Source organism: Streptomyces sp. NPDC058239, from assembly GCF_042882185.1.
Taxonomy (GTDB): Bacteria; Actinomycetota; Actinomycetes; order Streptomycetales; family Streptomycetaceae; genus Streptomyces.
The window spans coordinates 96066-115129 of record NZ_JBHVWS010000028.1; the positions used below are offsets into that span (position 1 = coordinate 96066).

Sequence of the window (19064 nt, forward strand, 5' to 3'; positions counted from 1 at the left end):
GAGGGCGGTACGGGATCTCCGTACCGCCCTCGTCGTCATCTCCGGGTGTCCGCCCGGCCGTTCGCGCCCGTGTCCGTATCGCGTGTCCGTACGCGTCAGTTCGTGCCGATCTTCGCGAGCAGGTCGACGATGCGCGACTGCACCTCGTCGCTGGTGGAGCGCTCGGCCAGGAAGAGGACGGCCTCGCCCGAGCTGAGCTTCGGCAGTTCCGACCCGGTCATGTCGGCGGAGGTGTAGACGACCAGCGGGGTCCGGTTCAACTGGCCGTTGGCACGCAGCCAGTCGACGATCCCGGCCCGGCGGCGGCGTACCTGCATCAGGTCCATCACCACCAGGTTGGGCCGCATCCGGGTGGCGAGCGCCACCGCCTCGTTGTCGGTGGAGGCCCGCGCGACCTGCATACCGCGGCGTTCCAGCGTCTCCGTCAGCGCCAGCGCGATCTCCTCGTGCTCCTCGATCAACAGCACTCGCGGCGGATGCTGTTCGCTGTCGCGCGGGGCGAGCGCCTTGAGGAGCACGGCCGGGTCGGCACCGTATGCGGCCTCCCGTGAGGCCTGCCCCAGACCGGCCGTCACCAGCACCGGGACCTCGGCCGCCACCGCCGCCTGACGCAGCGACTGCAGCGCCTTGCGGGTGATGGGACCGGTGAGCGGGTCGACGAAGAGCGCGGCGGGGAACGCCGCGATCTGGGCGTCGACCTCCTCGCGCGAGTGCACGATCACCGGCCGGTAGCCGCGGTCGCTCAGTGCCTGCTGGGTGGAGACATCGGGCGCGGGCCAGACGAGCAGCCGACGCGGGTTGTCCAGCGGCTCCGGGGGCAGCTCGTCGTCGACCGGCTGCGGCGACGGACGGTTGGCGACCTCGACCGCGCCACCCGGACCATCCAGCGGCTCCGGCCCCTCGGCGCCCTCGTCGGGTGCCCCTATGGCGTACGAGCGTCCTTCGGCCTCGGGAGCGGAGAGCAACTGCCCCGAACCCGGGCCCTGGCCCTGCGCGGCGGCGGACTGGGACGGTGCGGACTGCGGGGTGCGCTCGCCCTCCGGCGGGGCGGCGAGCTTTCGGCGCCGGCCGGCACTGCCGAGCGTCTGGTTCTGCTGGTGCGCGATGTGCTGGGCGAACGGCACACCCTGCCCGAGCGTCCGCACGCTGAACGCGCGTCCCTGCGTCGAGTCCGACGAGCCGCCGGGCATCGGAGTCTCCGCGGGCAGCGGCTGCCTGCGCGCGTCCGCTACGGGCGCGGTGTTGCGCGGACGGCTCTCCGCGATGCCGGTGGCGTCAGCGGTGCCTGCGACGGCTGTGGTGCCGGTGGTGTGCGTGGTGTGGCCGGCCGCGGGCCATTCCGGATCGCCGCCGGACCGGCTGCCGGGGTGATCGGCGGGGTGATCGCCGGGGTGGTTGTCGATCCGGTCGTCGGGCTGCTTGCCGGGCGTGGTCGGCGCGGCCGGGCCCTGCCCCGAGGAACCGTTCTCCGCCCAGCCGCCGGACTGCACGGGCTGCTGCTCCGCAGGCTGCCCGACGGCCGGTCCGGCCTGCTGGGGAGCGTCGGCCCGACGCGCACGGCGCTGCCCGGTCGCTGCGGAGTGCTCCTGGGGCGGTGTGTGGTTGTCGTCCGGCGCGAGGCGTACGGCGTCGTGGCGTCCGGGCAGCGAGGCGTCCGCGTCCGCGTCGGCGGCCGTGGGCGGGGTCCGGTCGGCATCCGCGGGCGGGAGCGCGAACGCGGTACGAGGCCCGGTCGGCTCGGCCTGCGCGGAACGCTCCTGCATGGCCGCCAATGCCCGTCGCGCTCGCCGCCCGGTCGGCTGAGGCGCCGACGCCGAACCGTCACCGGCCTGCGGGAGGCTCTCGGAAGCGGAAGCGGAAGCGGAAGCCGGCAGCGCCAGCTGGTTCTCGCCGCCCTGGCGCGCCCGGTGTCCACCCGCAGGCACCGGCATCGGCGTCTCGGCCGGAACGCCCTGCGGAGGCACGGTCTGTCCACGCTGCGGACGACCACCGCCACCCTGCGCGCCCTCGGCCGCCGTCACCACCGCCCCCTCGGACGGTGCCGAGGCCGCGGGCAGCGCCAGTGCCTGCCCCGGCCCCTGCTGCTCGGCAGCGGGCTGCCCAGGCCTCTGCCCCTGTGCCTGCTCGGGCAACTGGGACAGCTGAGCCGGAAGTGACTGCTGAGCACCGGTCTCGGCCGGACTCGGCCGCCCACGCCTGCGCCCCGACCCCTCGCTCTGCTGGGCCGGAATGATCTCGTGCGGGCTGGGCGCGCTCTGCGCACCCTGCGTCTCCTGCGAGCCCTGCACCGCGGGCTCGCGACGTGCCCGTCGCCGCCCCGTCGGCTCGGCCGCCGCGGTGTCTCCGTCCCCGGACCCGGCCCCCGCCCCGGAACCGCCCACAGGGCTCTCCAGGAACGCGTCCGTGGACGCCCGCCGCGCCCGCCGCCGCCCGCCGCCCGGCGCGGCCTGACCGGCCATCGGCTCCGGCTCCGGCGCGGGTTCGGGCTCCGGCTCGGGCGCCGGTGGCATCACCGTTCCCGAGCCCGCGCCCAACGGCACTTCGAGCACATACGCGCTGCCGCTCATTCCCGGCACCTCGTGCGTCTGGAGCACGCCGCCGTGCGCCCGTACGATCCCGCGCACGATCGGCTCATGCACCGGGTCTCCCCCGGCGAACGGCCCGCGCACCTCGATCCGTACGACCTCACCGCGCTGCGCCGCCGCGACGACGACCGTCGAGTCGACGTAGCCACCGCCCGGCACCACGCGGGCCTTGCCGGTCGAGTCGACCCCGGCGACATCCGCGACCAGATGGGCGAGCGCGGTCACCAGCCGGGCCGCGTCCACCTCGGCCTCGATCGGCGGCGCGTGCACCGCGAACTGGGCGCGCCCGGGACCGATCAGCTCGACGGCCGCGTCGATGCCGGCCGTCACGACCGAGTCGAGCAGCACGTTCGCCTTGACCAGCTCCTCCGAGCCGGCGTCCAGGCGCTGGTAGCCGAGCACATTGTCGACGAGCGTCGTCATCCGGGCGTAGCCCGCGGCCAGGTGGTGGAGGATCTGGTTGGCCTCCGGCCACAGCTGGCCGGCCGGGTCGGCGGCGAGCGTGGAGAGTTCGCCGCGCAGCTCCTCCAGCGGTCCGCGCAGCGACTCGCCGAGTACGGCGGTGAGCTGGGTGTGCCGGGCGGTGAGCGCCGCCAGCTGTTCGGCCTGCGCTTCCAGTTCGGCCGTGTACCGCTCGGCCCGGTCGGCCAGCTCCGCGCTGTGCCGTTCCGTCAGTCCGGTGACCTCCGCGGTGTGGCCCGCGGTCAGTTCGGCGACCTCGGCCGTGTGCTGCTCGCTGAGCTCCTCGTAAGGCCTGCGGTCGGTGAACGTCATGACCGCACCGACCAGCTGGTCCCCGTCCCGGACCGGCGCGGTGGTCAGATCGACCGGCACCTGCGCACCGCTCTTGGACCACAGGACCTGCCCGCGCACCCGGTGCTTGCGGCCGGACCTGAGGGTGTCGGCGAGCGGCGACTCCTCGTACGGGAACGGCTCGCCCTCCGCCCGCGAGTGCAGGATCAGCGGATGCAGCTCCTGGCCACCCAGATCGCTGGCGCGGAAGCCGAGGATCTGCGCGGCGGCGGGGTTGACCAGGACGACCCGGCCGTCCGTGTCCGTGCCGACGACGCCCTCGGCCGCGGCCCGCAGGATCATTTCGGTCTGCCGCTGCGAACGGGCCAGTTCGGCCTCGGTGTCGACGGTGCCCGACAGATCCCGTACGACGAGCATCAGAAGCTCGTCACCCGTGTAGCTGCCGCTGTAACTGCTCTGGAAGTCGTTGTACGCGGCCTGCCCGTCCTCCAGGCTGGCGCTGGTGACCTCGACCGGGTACTCGTTGCCGTCGGTCCGCCGTGCGGTCATCCGCGTCGGCTTCGTACGGCCGCGGTCGTCGGCGGACTCGGGCCGGCGCATCGAACCCGGAATCAGCTTGGAGTCGAACTCCGGCAGCAGGTCGAGGAGCCCGCGCCCGACGAGCGCGGTGCCCGGTGTCTCGAACATTTCCAGCGCGATGGTGTTGGCGTTGACGACCGTGCCGTTGCAATTGACGAGCAGCAGCCCGTCAGGGAGTGCATCGAGTATGGCTGCGAGGCGAGCAGTGCCTCGGGATGGCCTGCTGCTCACGACGACGCTTCCTCCCTGATTACCGCACCTTGCCGACAGCGGGCCCCATCTTGCCCCTCGGGCCGCAGGCTGTCACGGAAGGAGTCTAAAGGCAGGGGAGGGGCGTGGGGCGGCGGATGAGGGGGAGCTCTCACCAAGGTTCTGTGCATACGGTGTACGACTCCAGCCCGTCGCGTGACGTTCGATATGCCCTGGACAGGGATGTGGCCTCCTGATCACCGGACATTGGGGAGCACCGGCCGCAGCCCGTTCCAGCGCGAGATCGCGCAGCCGTTGGTCCGGTCGAAGGCCGTGTCGATGCTCCTCCCCCGCCAGATTCCGGTGACCCGGGCGGTGGCCGGACCCCCGAACTGCTGGGTGCACATCGCGTCCCCGGGCACCGGGGCGAACGGGTCCGCGCCCTCGCCCGCCAGCTCCTCCAGCCGGTCGCAGGCCTGCTGCGCCGCCGGGTGGCTGCCGCCCGCCGGTCCGCACTTCAGCTCGAAGACGCCCTCGGCCGCGGGATCTCCCGTGCCCGAGACCGTAACCGTCAACCGGGTGCGGGCGTCGTCGGCGTGCAGCAGCAGAGGCAGCGGCAGCGGAAGGGGGGCGGTGGCCGCGGTCGCGGCCGGCGCGGCGGCGGACAGCGCGGCGAGAGACGCGACGGCGGTGAGGGCGAGGCGACGCAACATGCGGGCTCCTGTGCTCGTGCACTTCGACGAGAGGGACGGGACAGCGGGTGGAACGGACGGAAGAGCGGGAAGGCGGCGCCTCCCTCGTCCCACTAACGCTCCGCACGCCACGGCGTTGCGCAACCGCAGGCGCTTTGCCCTCGTGCCCGACTGCCTAGTACCGTAGGCAGCGATTGGTGACGCAGTGCTCAGCTGTGTCATCATCTGCACGCACCACTCGCGCTCGCGCGAGGTGTGCTGGAGGCGTCGCCTAGTCCGGTCTATGGCGCCGCACTGCTAATGCGGTTTGGGTCTTAAAGCCCATCGAGGGTTCAAATCCCTCCGCCTCCGCTTCATCACCGAAGCCCCGTGTCAGTGACACGGGGCTTCGGTCGTATCCGGACCCGGGCGGTCCGGATACGACCCCGTGGTGGCCCGCGGCTCGCTCGGGTGTCCAGTCGGACAGTCACCCGCGGCAGCCTCAAACGGGGTGTTTTCGCAGGTCAGAGGTGGTGTGGCTAAAGGATTTCGCGCTACGGCGCAGGTCATGTAATGTTGTTCCCGCAACGCCGACCAGGCAGAAAAGCCCGGGAGGTAAACGCCAGCGGTTAACACCGCGGGCAGGCACTCGTAGCTTAACGGATAGAGCATCTGACTACGGATCAGAAGGTTGCAGGTTCGAATCCTGCCGAGTGCACAGTGGCAAGAGGCCCCCGGATTCATTCGGGGGCCTCTTGGCATTCCCTCCGCCTGAATCGGAATCCGGGAGTTCGCGCATGGGGTGGCAGTGCACCGGGCTGCGATGGCCCGACGCGCAGGGGTCGCCCGTGCTGGGGTGGCGCCGGGGCGGGGCCGTTCGGGTGAGTGTGCTGTCCTACGGGACGGAGCTCGGCTTCCGGGCCCTGGGAGAGCGATGTTGCATCGGGGCGCGCGGGAATGCGTGTCCGGTGAAGGCCGTGGTGTCGGGGCGGAGCGCGGGGGCGCGGTGTCCTGAGTGCGCGCGGCTGGACCGGGCGCACTCGGTGGCCGCCGACACGATCCCCGATGACCCCCGAACGTACCGCGTGTATCTCGCCTGGTTCGGGCCGGGGATGGTGAAGGCCGGGATCACCGCCGAGGAGCGGGAGGCGGCGAGGCTGCGGGAGCAGGGGGCCGTGGTGTTCAGCTGGCTGGGGCGGGGGCCCTTGATGGCGGCGCGGCGGACCGAGGAACTGCTGCGGTCGGCGCTCGGGGTGCCGGACCGGATTCCGTACGCCAGGAAACGGGCCGTACGCGCGGTGCTGCCGGGGGTGGCGGAGCGGCGTGCCGAGGTGGCGCAGCTCTACGGGCGGGCTGCGGCGCTGGAGGGGGCCGGGTGGCCTCAGGCGCTGGAGCGGTTGCCGTTCGAGGCGGTCGATCATGCCCGGCTGTTCGGCCTTGACGGCACGGTCGAGGTGGCGTGGGCGGTCACCGAGTTGACCGACGGGGGCGTGGTGGCGGGGCGGCTGGTGGCGGCGGCGGGGCCCGATCTGCATCTGGAGACGGTGACGGACGGGGTCGTGGTGCTGGACACCCGGCTGATGACCGGGTGGGAACTGGCGGGCGCCGACGCGCAGGCAGGGGTGGGCGTGCCGGTGGCCGACATCGGGGGCGGTGGCGTGCAGGGCGGGCTGTTCTGAGATCGTCGGGGCCGGACGGTGAAAGGGGTGCGCGATGAGTGGTGACGCCGACGACGTCGTGCGGTTCTGGGAACGGCTGGGGCTGCCCGGGATCATCGATGTCCATACGCACTTCATGCCGGAGCGGGTGCTCCGCAAGGTCTGGGCGTACTTCGACTCCGCGGGGCCGCTGACCGGGATGGAGTGGCCGATCGAGTACCGGCACGACGAGGACGAACGCCTCGCGCTGCTGCGCTCGTTCGGCGTGCTCCGGTTCACCTCGATGCTCTACCCGCACAAGGCCGGCATGGCGGCCTGGCTGAACGGCTGGGCGGCCGACTTCGCGCGCCGGGTGCCGGACTGTCTGCACACCGCGACGTTCTTCCCGGAGGAGGGTGTGGAGCGGTATGTACGAGAGGCCGTGGAGGCGGGGGCCCGGGTCTTCAAGTCGCACCTTCAGGTCGGCGCGTACGACGCCAACGACCCACTGCTGGAGCCGGTGTGGGGGCTGCTCGCGGAGGCCGGGGTTCCGGTGGTGATGCACTGCGGCTCCGGGCCGGCGCCCGGCAAGTACACGGGGCCCGAACCGGTCGGCCGGCTGCTCGCCCGGCATCCGCGGCTGCGGCTGATCGTGGCGCACATGGGGATGCCGGAGTACACGGAGTTCCTCGCGCTGGCGGAGCCGTACCCGGAGGTACGGCTCGATACGACGATGGCGTTCACGGACTTCACGGAGGACTTCACGCCGTTCCCGGTGTCCGAGCGGGGGCGGCTCGCGGCGCTCGGGGACCGGATTCTGCTGGGGACGGACTTCCCGAACATCCCGTATCCGTACGCGCATCAGCTGCACGCGCTGGAACGGCTGGAGCTGGGGGACGACTGGCTGCGCGCGGTCTGTCACGGGAACGCGAGCACGTTGTTCGCCGTGGACTGACGGTCCATGAGGGGCTTTCTCAGGGAATTCACAGAATCGGGAAAGGACCCTCTCAGAGGAGCCTCACAGGGTTGAGGCATGACGACGACGACCTCGCCCCAGGGGCGTACCGAACTGCTGAGGGCGGACCGCAGCCCCGTCCGTGTGCTGGTGGTGGACGACGAGGCTCCGCTCGCCGAGCTGCTCTCCATGGCCCTGCGTTACGAGGGCTGGGAGGTGCGCAGCGCCGGGGACGGAGCCGGTGCCGTGCGGATGGCGCGCGACTTCCGGCCCGATGCGGTGGTCCTCGATGTGATGCTGCCCGACACGGACGGGTTCGCCGTACTCGGCAGACTGCGGCGGGAGCTCTCCGAGGTCCCCGTGCTGTTCCTGACCGCGCGCGACGCGGTGGAGGACCGGATCGCCGGGCTCACGGCGGGCGGCGACGACTACGTCACCAAGCCGTTCAGTCTGGAGGAGGTCGTGGCGCGGCTGCGCGGGCTGATCCGGCGGTCCGGCACGGCGGCCGTACGCAGCGAGTCGACGCTCGTCGTCGGCGATCTGATGCTCGACGAGGACAGCCATGAGGTGAGCCGGGGCGGAACGTCCATCCACCTCACGGCGACCGAGTTCGAGCTGCTGCGCTTCCTGATGCGCAATCCGCGGCGGGTGCTGAGCAAGGCGCAGATCCTGGACCGGGTGTGGAACTACGACTTCGGCGGGCAGGCGAACGTCGTCGAGCTGTACATCTCCTATCTGCGCAAGAAGATCGACGCCGGACGGTCGCCGATGATCCACACCCGGCGCGGGGCGGGATACCTCATCAAGCCCGGTGAGTAGGCGCGTGAACCGGCGGCGGGGCCCGTGGACGCTGCGGACCCGGCTCGTGGTCTCGGCGGTGACGCTGATCGCCGTGGTCGCCGCGGTCATCGGCTCGGTCACCACCATCGCCTTCCGCAGCTATATGTACGGCAAGCTCGACGACCAGCTGCATTCCATCGCCATGCGGGCCTCCAAGCCGCCCCTCGGTGCCGGGGGACCGATGCCCGGCGGTGCACAGCAGAGCGACGACCCGCTGGCCTTCGTCGACGCGCGCGGGCTGCCCGTCGGCGCCTTCGGGGCCGTTCTGTCGGACGGCGCGGTCACCGAGTCGAGGGTGGTCGCGGAGAGCACCACCACGCCGGGGCTGGGGACCGAGGACAGCGGGCAGCCGATGACCGGCGCCCAGCAGAGCGCCCTGGAAGCGGCGGACACCCCTGTCGGGGGCGGGGCGCAGAGCATCGACCTGCCCGGACTCGGCTCCAACCGGGTGGAGGCCGTCACGGGCCCGCAGGGGACGACGATCCTCGTCGGCATCCCCGCCGCCGAGGTGAGCTCCGCCCTCACCACCCTGATCCTCGTCGAGGTCTGTGTCACCGGAGCCGGTCTGATCGCGGCCGGTATCGCGGGCGCCGCCATGGTCGGTGTCGCGCTGCGGCCGCTGCGCCGGGTCGCCGCGACCGCGACCCGGGTATCCGAACTCCCGCTGCACAGCGGCGAGGTGGCCCTCCTGGAGCGCGTCCCGGAGGCCGAGGCCGATCCGCGGACCGAGGTCGGGAAGGTGGGCGCGGCGCTCAACCGGATGCTGGGTCATGTCGGTTCGGCGCTGGCGGTGCGGCAGGAGAGCGAGATGCGGGTACGCCAGTTCGTCGCGGACGCCAGCCATGAGCTGCGCACCCCGCTGGCCTCGATCCGCGGATACGCCGAACTGACCCGGCGCGGCCGCGAGGAGACCGGCCCCGACACCCGGCATGCCCTGGGGCGGATCGAGTCCGAGGCGGAGCGGATGACGGGCATGGTGGAGGATCTGCTGCTGCTCGCCCGCCTGGATGCCGGGCGCCCGCTGAGTCACGAGAGCACCGATCTCTCGCCGGTCGTCGTCGACGCGGTGAGCGATGCCCGCGCCGCCGGGCAGGGGGATCACCACTGGCGCCTCGAACTGCCGGACGAGCCCGCGACCGTGTACGGCGATCCGACCCGGCTCCATCAGGTGCTGGTCAATCTGCTGGCGAACGCCCGTACGCACACCCCGCCCGGCACCACCGTCACCGCGCGGGTGCGTGCCACGCCCGGCCACCCCTGGGTGACGCTGGAGGTCCAGGACAACGGGCCCGGCATTCCGCCGGAGCTGCTGCCGCATGCCTTCGAACGGTTCGCGCGCGGTGATGCCTCGCGCTCCCGCCACGCGGGTTCCACCGGGCTCGGTCTCGCCATCGTGCAGGCCGTCGTCGTCGCACACGGCGGCCGGGTGGAGGTGGCCTCGGTCCCGGGGCACACGGTGTTCGCCGTCCATCTGCCCGCGGTTCCCGCAGTTGCTCCGCACTCACAGCAGGGGGACAGGCTCAGCACATCGGCGTGACAGCGGGGCCGGCGAGTGTCGATGGCATGCGAACCGACACGCCTTGGAGCACCCTGCCGGCACGGGACCACCTCCTCGCCGGAGCGGTCGATGCGGCAGGTGCACCCGTACTCGATGTGGTGGTACCCGTCTACAACGAGGAGAAGGACCTCGAACCGTGTGTGCTGCGCCTGCACGACCATCTGGCGCGCACCTTCCCGTACGCCTTCCGGATCACCGTCGCGGACAACGCGAGCACCGACCGGACACCGCAGGTGGCGGCGCGGCTCGCGGCGGCGCTGCCCCGGGTGCGGTCGTACCGGCTGGAGGAGAAGGGCCGCGGGCGGGCGCTGCGTACCGTCTGGTCGCACTCGGACGCCCCGGTCCTGGCGTACATGGACGTCGATCTCTCCACCGACCTCAACGCGCTGCTGCCGCTGGTCGCGCCGCTGATCTCGGGCCACTCGGACCTGGCGATCGGTTCACGGCTGGCCCGTAGCTCGCGGGTGGTGCGCGGATCGAAGCGGGAGTTCATCTCGCGCGCCTACAACCTCATTCTCCGCTCGTCGCTGGCCGCCCGGTTCAGCGATGCGCAGTGCGGATTCAAGGCCATCCGACGTGAGGTCGCGCAGCGGCTGCTGCCGATGGTCGAGGACACGGGGTGGTTCTTCGACACCGAGATGCTGGTGCTCGCCGAGCGCGCCGGGCTGCGTATCCACGAGGTGCCGGTCGACTGGGTCGACGATCCCGACTCCACCGTCCACATCGTGCGGACCGCGACCGAGGATCTGAAAGGCGTGTGGCGGGTGGGGCGGGCGCTGGCGGTCGGCGCACTGCCGCTGGACCGGCTGGCGAGGCCCTTCGGGGACGATCCGCGCGACCGCGCTCTGAGCGGGGTGCCGCGCGGCCTGGCCCGGCAGCTCGTCGGATTCTGTGTCGTCGGCGCGCTCTCCACGCTTTTCTATCTCGCCCTGTACTCGCTTTTCCGGCTGGGTGTCGGCCCGCAGATCGCCAACGGCGGCGCGCTGCTGGTGTCCGCCGTCGCCAATACGGCAGCCAACCGGAGGCTCACCTTCGGCGTACGCGGCCGGGGCGGAGCCGTACGGCACCAGGCGCAGGGCCTGGTCGTCTTCGCCATCGGTCTCGCGCTGACCAGTGGCTCGCTGGCCGCACTGGGAGCGGCGTCCGGATCGCCCTCGCACGGCACGGAACTCGCCGTACTGATCGCGGCCAACCTCGCGGCGACGGTGCTGCGGTTCCTGCTCTTCCGCGCCTGGGTCTTCCCGGAGCGGGCCTCCGGGGGGCCTGCGGCTTCCGCGGCTCCCGCCTCGGCCGGGCGCGCCGATGACACTCACCACGAACTGGGGAACGTCCGATGACCACGCTGCGACCCGACCACCTTCCGGCCCCGCCGGATGCGCCGACGCCCCAGGCACCGGCCGCCGGGGGCGGCCACGCGCGACCGAACAAGCCCTTGGCGCACCGCGTGTGGCGGGGCAGGCCCGAGGACCCGCGCTGGGCGCGGCCCGCCTTCCTGGCCATGCTGCTGGTCATCGCGCTCGCGTACCTGTGGAACCTCAGTGCCTCCGGGTACGCCAACTCCTTCTACTCCGCGGCCGTCCAGGCCGGCAGCCAGAGCTGGAAGGCCTTCTTCTTCGGCTCGCTGGACGCGGCCAACGCGATCACTGTCGACAAGCCCCCGGCCACGCTCTGGCCGATGGCCCTGTCGGTGCGGATCTTCGGCCTCAGTTCGTGGGCGGTTCTGGTTCCGCAGGTGCTGATGGGGGTGGCCACGGCCGGGGTGCTGTACGCGGCCGTACGCCGCCGTTTCAACGCCCCCGCCGGACTGATCGCGATGGCGGTGTTCGCGCTCACGCCCGTCGCCGCGCTGATGTTCCGCTTCAACAACCCTGATGCGCTGCTGGCGTTGCTGATGACCGTCACCGTCTGCTGCGTGCTGCGGGCGATGGAGAACGGCCGGACCAAGTGGCTGGTGTGGGCGGGTGTCGCGGTCGGTATCGCATTCCTGTCCAAGACCCTGCAGGCATTCCTGATCCTGCCGCCGCTGGCCGTGCTCTACGCGGTGTTCGCGCCGGTCTCCGTGCGCAAGCGGTTCGGTCAACTGGGGCTCTCGACGCTCGCGATGGTCGTCGCGGGCGGCTGGTGGGTGGCGATCGTCGAACTGTGGCCCGCCTCGTCGCGTCCGTACATCGGCGGCTCCCAGAACAACTCCTTCCTGGAGCTGACCTTCGGCTACAACGGCCTCGGCCGGATCAACGGCGACGAGACCGGCAGCGTCGGAGGGGGCGGGGGCGGCGGCGGTCGGTCCGGCGGTCAATGGGGGGAGACCGGCATCGGCCGGATGTTCAACTCCGAGATCGGCAGCCAGATTTCCTGGCTGCTGCCTGCCGCACTGATCCTGCTCGCCGCGGGCGTCTGGCTCACCTGGAAGGCCAGGCGCACCGAAACGGCCCGTGCGGCGTTCCTCGCCTGGGGCGGCTCGCTGCTGATGACGACGGTCGTCTTCAGCTTCATGGCCGGCATCTTCCACCAGTACTACACGGTCGCCCTGGCTCCGTACATCGCGGCGCTCGTCGGTATGGGTGCCACGGTCCTGTGGGAGGAGCGGGCCAGGTGGTGGGCGCGTGGAGCGCTCGGCGTGACGGTCGCGGTGACCGCGCTCTGGTCGTACGTCCTGCTGGGAAGGACTGCGGACTATCTGCCGTGGCTGCGCTGGGCCGTCCTCATCGGAGGTCTGGCCGGAGCGGCGGGCCTGCTGCTCGTCGCGCGTCTGGGACGTCAACTGGCGCTCGCAGCGGTAGGGGTGAGCCTTGTCGCGTCGCTGGCCGGTCCGACGGCGTACACCCTCAGCACGCTGAACACCGGGCATCAGGGCTCGATCGTCACGGCCGGTCCGTCCGGCGCCAGCTCCATGGGCGGTCCCGGCGGCGGCCGGGGCGGCCCCGGTGGCAAGGGCGGCGGAAAGCGGCCTCCCGGCCAGGGCAACCAGCAGGGCGGCGGCATGGGTCAGCCCCCGACGGGCGGCCAGGGCGGCGGTCCCACCGGACAGCAGGGGCAGGGCGGCAACCAGCAGAACGGCCGGCAGCCGGGAGCCATGCCCGGTACCGGCACCGCACCCGGTACAGGCACCTCGCCCGGCACCGCACCGGGCGGCACGGGCGAAGGCGGCACCCCAGGAGGCGGAGGCATGGGCGGTCTGCTCAACGGCTCGTCCGTCAGCGCCGCAGCCGAGAAGCTCCTGGAGAAGAACGCCGGCGACTACACCTGGGCCGCCGCCGCCATCGGCTCACAGAACGCGGCGAGCTACCAACTCGCCACCGGCGATCCGGTGATGGCGATCGGCGGCTTCAACGGCAGTGACCCGTCCCCGACGCTCTCCCAGTTCAAGAAGTACGTCGAGGACGGCAGGATCCACTACTTCGTCGCGGGCGGAATGGGCGGAGGCGGCGGCAACAGCGGCGCCTCGTCCCAGATCTCCTCGTGGGTGGAGGAGAACTTCAAGGAGGTCACGGTCGGCAGCGCCACGTTCTACGACCTGACCCGGCCGAAGAGCGGAGAGTAGAGGCTCAGCGCCACAGCAGCAGATCCGCGACAACCGGGCGGTGGTCCGAGGCGAGCGTCTCGGCCACCGCCGCGTCGCGTACCCGTACGGAATCCTTCGACACCGCCACATAGTCGATCCGCTGCACCGGATCCTGCGCCGGGTACGTCGGCCCGCCGGGCTCGATGTCCGTCAGCTCCTCCCACAGCGGGGCGAGTTCGGGCGCGGCCGGTGCCGCGTTGAAGTCGCCGAGCAGGATCTGCCGCACCTTCTGCCGTCCCGGTGCCTCGTCCTCGGCCATGACCCGGCGGGTGTCGGCGACCTGGGCGGTCCGTACGGACGGGTCGCCGCGGTAGTCGAGGTGCGTCACATACACATGCACGGGCAGCCCCTTCACCCGCAGGACCACCTCGCCGAAGCCGGGCGCGGGGGCCGGAACCGGGTTCGGGTCCTGGGTGGAGAGCCGGGTGATCTCGTGGTTCTCGGCGCTCACGATCCGGTACCTGGACAGCACCGCGACACCGAACTCGCGCCGGGGCGCACCTGGAGTATCGGGGTCGAGGCTGTAGATCGGGGCGAACGAGACCTGCATGTGCAGCCGCTCGGCCAGCTCGGCCGCCAGATCGCGCCACTCGCTGCGGGTGCCCCAGTGGACGTCGACCTCCTGGAGCCCGATCACATCGGCGTCCAGTGAGCGGAGCTCGGCGGTCTGCCGGTCGAGATCGAAGACATTGTCCATGCCGGCGCCTGCATGGATGTTGTACGTGGCCACGCGCAGCGGGACCGCGTGCCCCTGCCCGGCGGCCGATGCCGGGGGCGCGACGGCGGTGCCCAACAGGCCCGCCGCGATGAGTACTTCCACCGTACGACGACGCAGTGACATACCACTCCAGTCCTTGTCGGATCAGCGGCGAGCACGGTACCGCGCGGAAATGAGTTGTACACCGTATGGGGGCGCCTATACGGTGTATAACTCTTCCTCGTACACCGTATAAGGCATCAGGAGTCCGCATGACGGCGACCGTCGCCGAGCAGAACCACCTCTCGCCGCCGAGCCACCCGCAACGCTGGTTGATCCTCGGCGTCATCTGCCTCGCCCAGCTCACCGTGCTGCTCGACAACACCGTTCTCAACGTCGCCATCCCCTCCCTCACCCGGGAGCTGGACGCCTCCACCGCCGATGTGCAGTGGATGATCAACGCCTATTCACTGGTCCAGTCGGGTCTGCTGCTCACGGCCGGCAGCTCTGCCGACCGCTACGGCCGCAAGAAAATGCTGGTCGCGGGGCTCGCCCTGTTCGGCATCGGTTCGCTGGCGGCCGGACTGGCCCAGTCGTCCGCGCAGCTGATCGCCGCCCGGGCGGGTATGGGAATCGGCGGTGCGCTGCTGATGACGACGACTCTGGCCGTCGTCGTGCAGATCTTCGACGACTCCGAGCGGGTCAAGGCGATCGGGATCTGGTCGACCGTCAGCTCGCTCGGCTTCGCCGTCGGACCGCTGGTCGGCGGAGTGATGCTCGACCACTTCTGGTGGGGTGCGATCTTCCTGATCAACATCCCCGTCGCGGTCGTCGGTCTGGTTGCCGTCGTCCGGCTCGTCCCGGAGTCCAAGAACCCCAGTGGCGAGCGCCCCGACCTGCTCGGCGCGCTGCTCTCCACCATAGGTATGGCATCCGTCGTGTACGCGATCATCTCCGGCCCGGAGCACGGCTGGACGTCGGGCCAGGTGCTGCTGACCGCCTTCATCGGGGTCGCCGTCCTCGCCGGGTTCGTGGTGTGGGAGCTGCACATCCCGTACCCGATGCTGGACATGCACTTCTTCCGCAACCAGAAGTTCATCGGGGCGGTCGCGGGCGCGATCCTGGTCGCGTTCGGGATGGGTGGCTCGCTCTTCCTGCTCACTCAGCAGCTTCAGTTCGTCCTCGGCTACGAGCCGCTGGAGGCCGGTCTGCGTACGGCTCCGCTGGCGCTGAGCGTCGTCGCGCTCAACCTCACCGGACTGGGGGCCAGGCTGGTGCCCAAGCTGGGCACGCCCGTCACCATCGCGGCCGGGATGAGCCTGCTGGCCGCGGGTCTCGCCGCGATCGCGCTGCTCGGCGGCGACGGCTACGGCGGCATGCTGCTCGGCCTGGTCGTGATGGGCGCGGGTATCGCGCTCGCCATGCCCGCCATGGCCAACGCGATCATGAGCGCCATTCCGCCGGAGAAGGCGGGCGTGGGTGCGGGGGTCAACGGCACGCTCGCCGAGTTCGGCAACGGTCTGGGGGTCGCCGTCCTCGGCGCGGTGCTCAACTCCCGGTTCGCAGCGCTCGTGCCGGCGGCCGTCGGGGCCGCCTCGCTGCCCGCCGCGCTGGCGTCGGCCGCCGATGACGGGGAGCGGGCGCGGATCACGGACGCCTTCGCCTCGGGACTGGAGACCAGCCAGCTGGTCGGAGCGGTGGCGGTGCTGGCCGGCGGCCTGCTGGCCGCGGCGCTTCTGCGCCGCGCGGAGCGGGCAGAATCTGCTCGGGCGGACTCGGCCGGGGCAGCGGCAGCGGCATAGCATCGAGGCGGGGCGCATCGAACCGTACGAATCCGCTTCGTGCGCATGGGTACGCATCCGGTTCGTCCCGCCGGCAAGACGAGGAGAGTGCGCCATGGTGTCCGCGGCCGACCGTGTGAAGAACCCCGCCAGGACCAGTGTGTGGCTGGACCGGAGGGCACCGTCGCGCACCCGTAGATCGGACCAGCCGGCCGGTCTCGACCGGGACAGGATCACCGCGGCCACCGTCCGGCTGCTGGACGCGGAGGGCCTCGCCAAGTTCTCCATGCGCCGGCTCGCGGCCGAGCTGGACGTCACCGCGATGTCCCTCTACTGGTACGTGGACACCAAGGACGATCTGCTGGAGCTGGCCCTCGACTCGGTCTACAGCGAGGTCGCGCCCCCACCCGAGGGCGCGCACTGGCACGAACGCCTGCGTGAACTGGCCATCTCCTACCGGGAACTGCTGGTCCGGCATGTCTGGGTGTCGCCGCTCGCCGGCCACTTCCTCAACATGGGCCCGCACTCGATGCTGTTCTCGCACGCTGTCCAGGACGTGATCCGGGCGACGGGGCTGCCGCTGCACCAGCAGACGGGCGCCCTCTCCGCAGTCTTCCAGTTCGTGTACGGATTCGGCACCATCGAGGCCCACTTCGTGCAGCGCAGCGCGGAGACGGGGGTCAGCCAGGACGAGTTCTTCCAGCAGGCGATGAGCGCCATCCGGAGCCAGCCGCAGTTCAGCCGGATCGTCGAGTCCTCGCAGGACCTGATGGACGCCCGCGGCGGCGACACGGTCGAGGAGATGCGCGACCGGGACTTCACCTTCGCCCTGGACCTGCTGATCGCGGGCATCGAGGCGATGCGGGACCGCTGAGGCCTCGTTCGTCCCTCAGTACCCGCGCCTCACATCCACGGCCGTCCCCGGCACCCGCCCCTGCGCCATCGCCTCCCAGCACGCGGCGAAGTCGATGACGATGTCCTCGTCCGCCGTGATGCCCGCGGAGTGCGAGGTGATCACCGTACGGGGCAGCTGCCAGCACCGGTCGCCGGGCGCGGCAGGCTCCTCGGGCAGTACGTCGAGCACCGCGCGCCCCACCGCACCGGCGTGCAGCGCGGCCTCCAGCGCGCGCATGTCCACCGTCGTGCCCCGGCCGACATTGATGAACGTGGCGCCGTCCATGCCCGCGAAGCGGTCCGTCCCGAAGAACCCGTCCGTCGCGGGGGTCAGCGGCAGCGTGGAGACCACCCACCGCGCCTCGGTGAGCGGCCGCGCGTCGTCGTCCGCCCCGACGACCCGGTCGAAGCCCGCCGGTGCCGTACGCGCCCCGCGCCCCACGCCCACGGTCCGGATGCCGCACCCGCGCAGCAGGGCGGCGACGGCCGAACCGATGCGGCCGGTCCCGTAGATCACGGCCGTTCGGCCGGCGGCGAGCTCGGAGGGGATACGGCGCCACTCGGCCCGTGCGTGCTGAGCGGCGAATTCGGGGACGGACTGGCAGTCGGCGAGCACCCAGGCCAGCACGTACTGGGCGATCCGCTCCCCCATGCGGCCCACCGTCCGGGTGAGAAGCGCCCCGGACGGCCACGGCCCGGCGGCCAGCAGGGCGTCCGTACCGGCGTTCACGCTGTGGAACCACACCAGCGACCCGCTCCGAAGCGAGTCCGGCAGCGAGGCCCCGACATAGATGAAGGGCTCCTGAGGAGCTGCGCCCGAAGAACCCTGTTCCACGGGGCGGCCGGTGATCCGCTCCAGTTCGCGGACGACGGAAGCGTTCAGCGTCGGCGCGGTCAGCAGCCGGGCCCGCGCGAGCAGGCCCGGCGCCGGAACGTGCGCATGTATTCGGGAAGGCATACGGGAAACGTATCCGGCAGACGGCAGACGGCAGACAGCAGTCAGCTGCCGGGCGCCAGGTGGGCGGGGAAGCCGCCGGTTGCGACCGGACCCCAGCGCTCCGGAGTGATCCGGATGATCGACTTCCCCTGCTTCACCATCGCCGCCCGGTACTCGTCCCAGTCCGGGTGCTCACCCGAGATGTTCCGGAAGTACTCGACGAGCGGCTCGACCGAATCCGGTGAGTCGATCACCTCGGCCGAGCCGTCGATCTGCACCCACGGCCCGTTCCAGTCGTCGGACAGGACGATCACGCTGACCCGCTCGTCCCGTTTCGCGTTGCGGGTCTTGGCCCGTTCGGGGTAGGTCGAGACGACGATCCGTCCTGCGTCGTCGACGCCGCAGGCCAGCGGGGAGCCCTGGGGGCGGCCGTCGGACCGGGTGGTCAGCAGGATCGCCCGGTGCCTGGGCCGTACGAAAGCCAGCAACTCGTCGAGTTCCACGGCGGTGTTCGTCGCGATGTTGGGTGCCATCTCCGCAGACTACGACGGCAGGGACGCACCCTGCACGGCCTGGATGTCGAGCTCCACCCGCAGCGTCGTACCGATCGCCGAGATGCCCGCCTGCACCACCTGGTTGTAGTTCATGGCGAAGTCCTCGCGGCGCAGCTCCGCCGTTGCGCTGAACGCCGCACGCACCCCGCCCCACGGGTCCGGGCCCGTCCCGAGGTAGCTCAGGTTCAGGTCGACCGGCCGCACGACGCCGTGCAGCGACAGTTCGCCGTGGACGAGCCAGCGGTCGGGTCCTGCCGGGGTCAGTCCGCTGGAGCGGTACGTGATCTCCGGGAACCGGTCCGAGTCCAGGAAGTCCGGCGAGCGCAGGTGCTTGTCGCGCATGCTGTTTCCGGTGTCGATGCTGGCCGCGCTGATGACGGCGTCGACCCGGGACTGCGCGACGTCCTCGGCGATCTCGATCCGGCCGCCGAACTCGGTGAACCGGCCGTGCACGCTGGAGATCCCCAGGTGCTGCGCGACCGCGGCCACCGAGGAGTGCGCCGGGTCCAGCGACCAGGCGCCCGGCGGCGGCAGCTCCACACCGCCCTGGCGGGCCAGCACAACCGTGCCGGCCTCGACCCGTCCGCTCGCCGTGACGAGGGCGGTGGAGGCGGCGGGGGCGTACCCGACCGCCGTGACGATCACTGTGTACGCGCCGGCCTGCAGGGGAGTGTCGGTCCGCACCGCCCCGTCCTCGTCGGCAGTCGCCCGCAGCACCTGAGCGCCGGTCATGTCGGTGACCGTCACGACCGCGTGCTGGACCGCCCAGCCGTCCCGCGTCCGTACCTGTGCGCGAAGTCCCATCCCGTTTTCTCTCCTTGCTCAATGACTCAATGAGTCGGGCCCCGGGGCGGGGACGGCAGGCCGTCCCC

The 19064-nt window shown here is 71.6% G+C and carries 14 protein-coding genes and 2 tRNA genes; 10 read left to right on the forward strand and 6 right to left on the reverse strand.

What is annotated here, in order from left to right:
• Positions 1-95: 95 nt before the first annotated feature.
• Both ACFVYE_RS27145 and ACFVYE_RS27150 read right to left on the reverse strand, forming a co-directional pair.
• On the reverse strand, positions 96-4148 hold the full coding sequence (locus ACFVYE_RS27145) for a PAS domain-containing protein (protein ID WP_389607528.1): 4053 nt from the start codon (positions 4146-4148) through the stop codon (positions 96-98).
• A 215-nt stretch (positions 4149-4363) separates the two neighbouring features.
• Positions 4364-4819: an SSI family serine proteinase inhibitor gene (locus ACFVYE_RS27150; RefSeq protein WP_383974116.1), complete on the reverse strand. Its 456-nt coding sequence runs from the start codon at positions 4817-4819 to the stop codon at positions 4364-4366.
• Between the two features lie 239 nt (positions 4820-5058).
• Here ACFVYE_RS27150 and ACFVYE_RS27155 point away from each other — a divergent pair.
• From ACFVYE_RS27155 to ACFVYE_RS27190, 8 genes are all read left to right on the forward strand, one after another.
• Positions 5059-5149: transfer RNA gene (locus ACFVYE_RS27155), tRNA-Ser, on the forward strand.
• A 273-nt stretch (positions 5150-5422) separates the two neighbouring features.
• Positions 5423-5495: transfer RNA gene (locus tag ACFVYE_RS27160), tRNA-Arg, on the forward strand.
• A 79-nt stretch (positions 5496-5574) separates the two neighbouring features.
• Positions 5575-6456: a DUF2797 domain-containing protein gene (locus ACFVYE_RS27165; RefSeq protein ID WP_383974113.1), complete on the forward strand. Its 882-nt coding sequence runs from the start codon at positions 5575-5577 to the stop codon at positions 6454-6456.
• 34 nt (positions 6457-6490) lie between these two features.
• Positions 6491-7369 (forward strand): amidohydrolase family protein, encoded by an 879-nt coding sequence (locus ACFVYE_RS27170; RefSeq protein ID WP_383974110.1) that lies wholly within the window; start codon positions 6491-6493, stop codon positions 7367-7369.
• A gap of 78 nt (positions 7370-7447) precedes the next feature.
• Positions 7448-8188: a response regulator transcription factor gene (locus tag ACFVYE_RS27175; RefSeq protein WP_383974108.1), complete on the forward strand. Its 741-nt coding sequence runs from the start codon at positions 7448-7450 to the stop codon at positions 8186-8188.
• 4 nt (positions 8189-8192) lie between these two features.
• Positions 8193-9746 (forward strand): sensor histidine kinase, encoded by a 1554-nt coding sequence (locus ACFVYE_RS27180; protein ID WP_389607529.1) that lies wholly within the window; start codon positions 8193-8195, stop codon positions 9744-9746.
• A 26-nt stretch (positions 9747-9772) separates the two neighbouring features.
• On the forward strand, positions 9773-11104 hold the full coding sequence (locus ACFVYE_RS27185; protein ID WP_383974103.1) for a glycosyltransferase: 1332 nt from the start codon (positions 9773-9775) through the stop codon (positions 11102-11104).
• Complete coding sequence (locus ACFVYE_RS27190; RefSeq protein WP_383974100.1) at positions 11101-13308, forward strand: ArnT family glycosyltransferase; 2208 nt, start codon at positions 11101-11103, stop codon at positions 13306-13308. The genes ACFVYE_RS27185 and ACFVYE_RS27190 overlap by 4 nt, the downstream gene beginning before the upstream one ends.
• A gap of 4 nt (positions 13309-13312) precedes the next feature.
• Here ACFVYE_RS27190 and ACFVYE_RS27195 read toward each other — a convergent pair whose 3' ends face one another.
• Complete coding sequence (locus tag ACFVYE_RS27195) at positions 13313-14170, reverse strand: endonuclease/exonuclease/phosphatase family protein (RefSeq protein WP_383974097.1); 858 nt, start codon at positions 14168-14170, stop codon at positions 13313-13315.
• A 128-nt stretch (positions 14171-14298) separates the two neighbouring features.
• Here ACFVYE_RS27195 and ACFVYE_RS27200 point away from each other — a divergent pair, with 128 nt between their 5' ends.
• Entirely contained in the window at positions 14299-15828 is a 1530-nt protein-coding gene (locus ACFVYE_RS27200; protein WP_383974094.1) for an MFS transporter, read from the forward strand.
• A 94-nt stretch (positions 15829-15922) separates the two neighbouring features.
• Complete coding sequence (locus ACFVYE_RS27205; protein ID WP_383974091.1) at positions 15923-16681, forward strand: TetR/AcrR family transcriptional regulator; 759 nt, start codon at positions 15923-15925, stop codon at positions 16679-16681.
• Between the two features lie 15 nt (positions 16682-16696).
• Here ACFVYE_RS27205 and ACFVYE_RS27210 read toward each other — a convergent pair whose 3' ends face one another.
• The 3 genes from ACFVYE_RS27210 to ACFVYE_RS27220 are packed head-to-tail and all read right to left on the reverse strand — an operon-like array spanning position 16697 to position 18996.
• On the reverse strand, positions 16697-17659 hold the full coding sequence (locus ACFVYE_RS27210; protein WP_383974087.1) for an NAD(P)-dependent oxidoreductase: 963 nt from the start codon (positions 17657-17659) through the stop codon (positions 16697-16699).
• A 41-nt stretch (positions 17660-17700) separates the two neighbouring features.
• Positions 17701-18171 (reverse strand): PPOX class F420-dependent oxidoreductase, encoded by a 471-nt coding sequence (locus tag ACFVYE_RS27215; RefSeq protein WP_383974084.1) that lies wholly within the window; start codon positions 18169-18171, stop codon positions 17701-17703.
• A gap of 9 nt (positions 18172-18180) precedes the next feature.
• Entirely contained in the window at positions 18181-18996 is an 816-nt protein-coding gene (locus ACFVYE_RS27220; protein ID WP_389607530.1) for a YceI family protein, read from the reverse strand.
• Between the last annotated feature and the right edge of the window lie 68 nt (positions 18997-19064).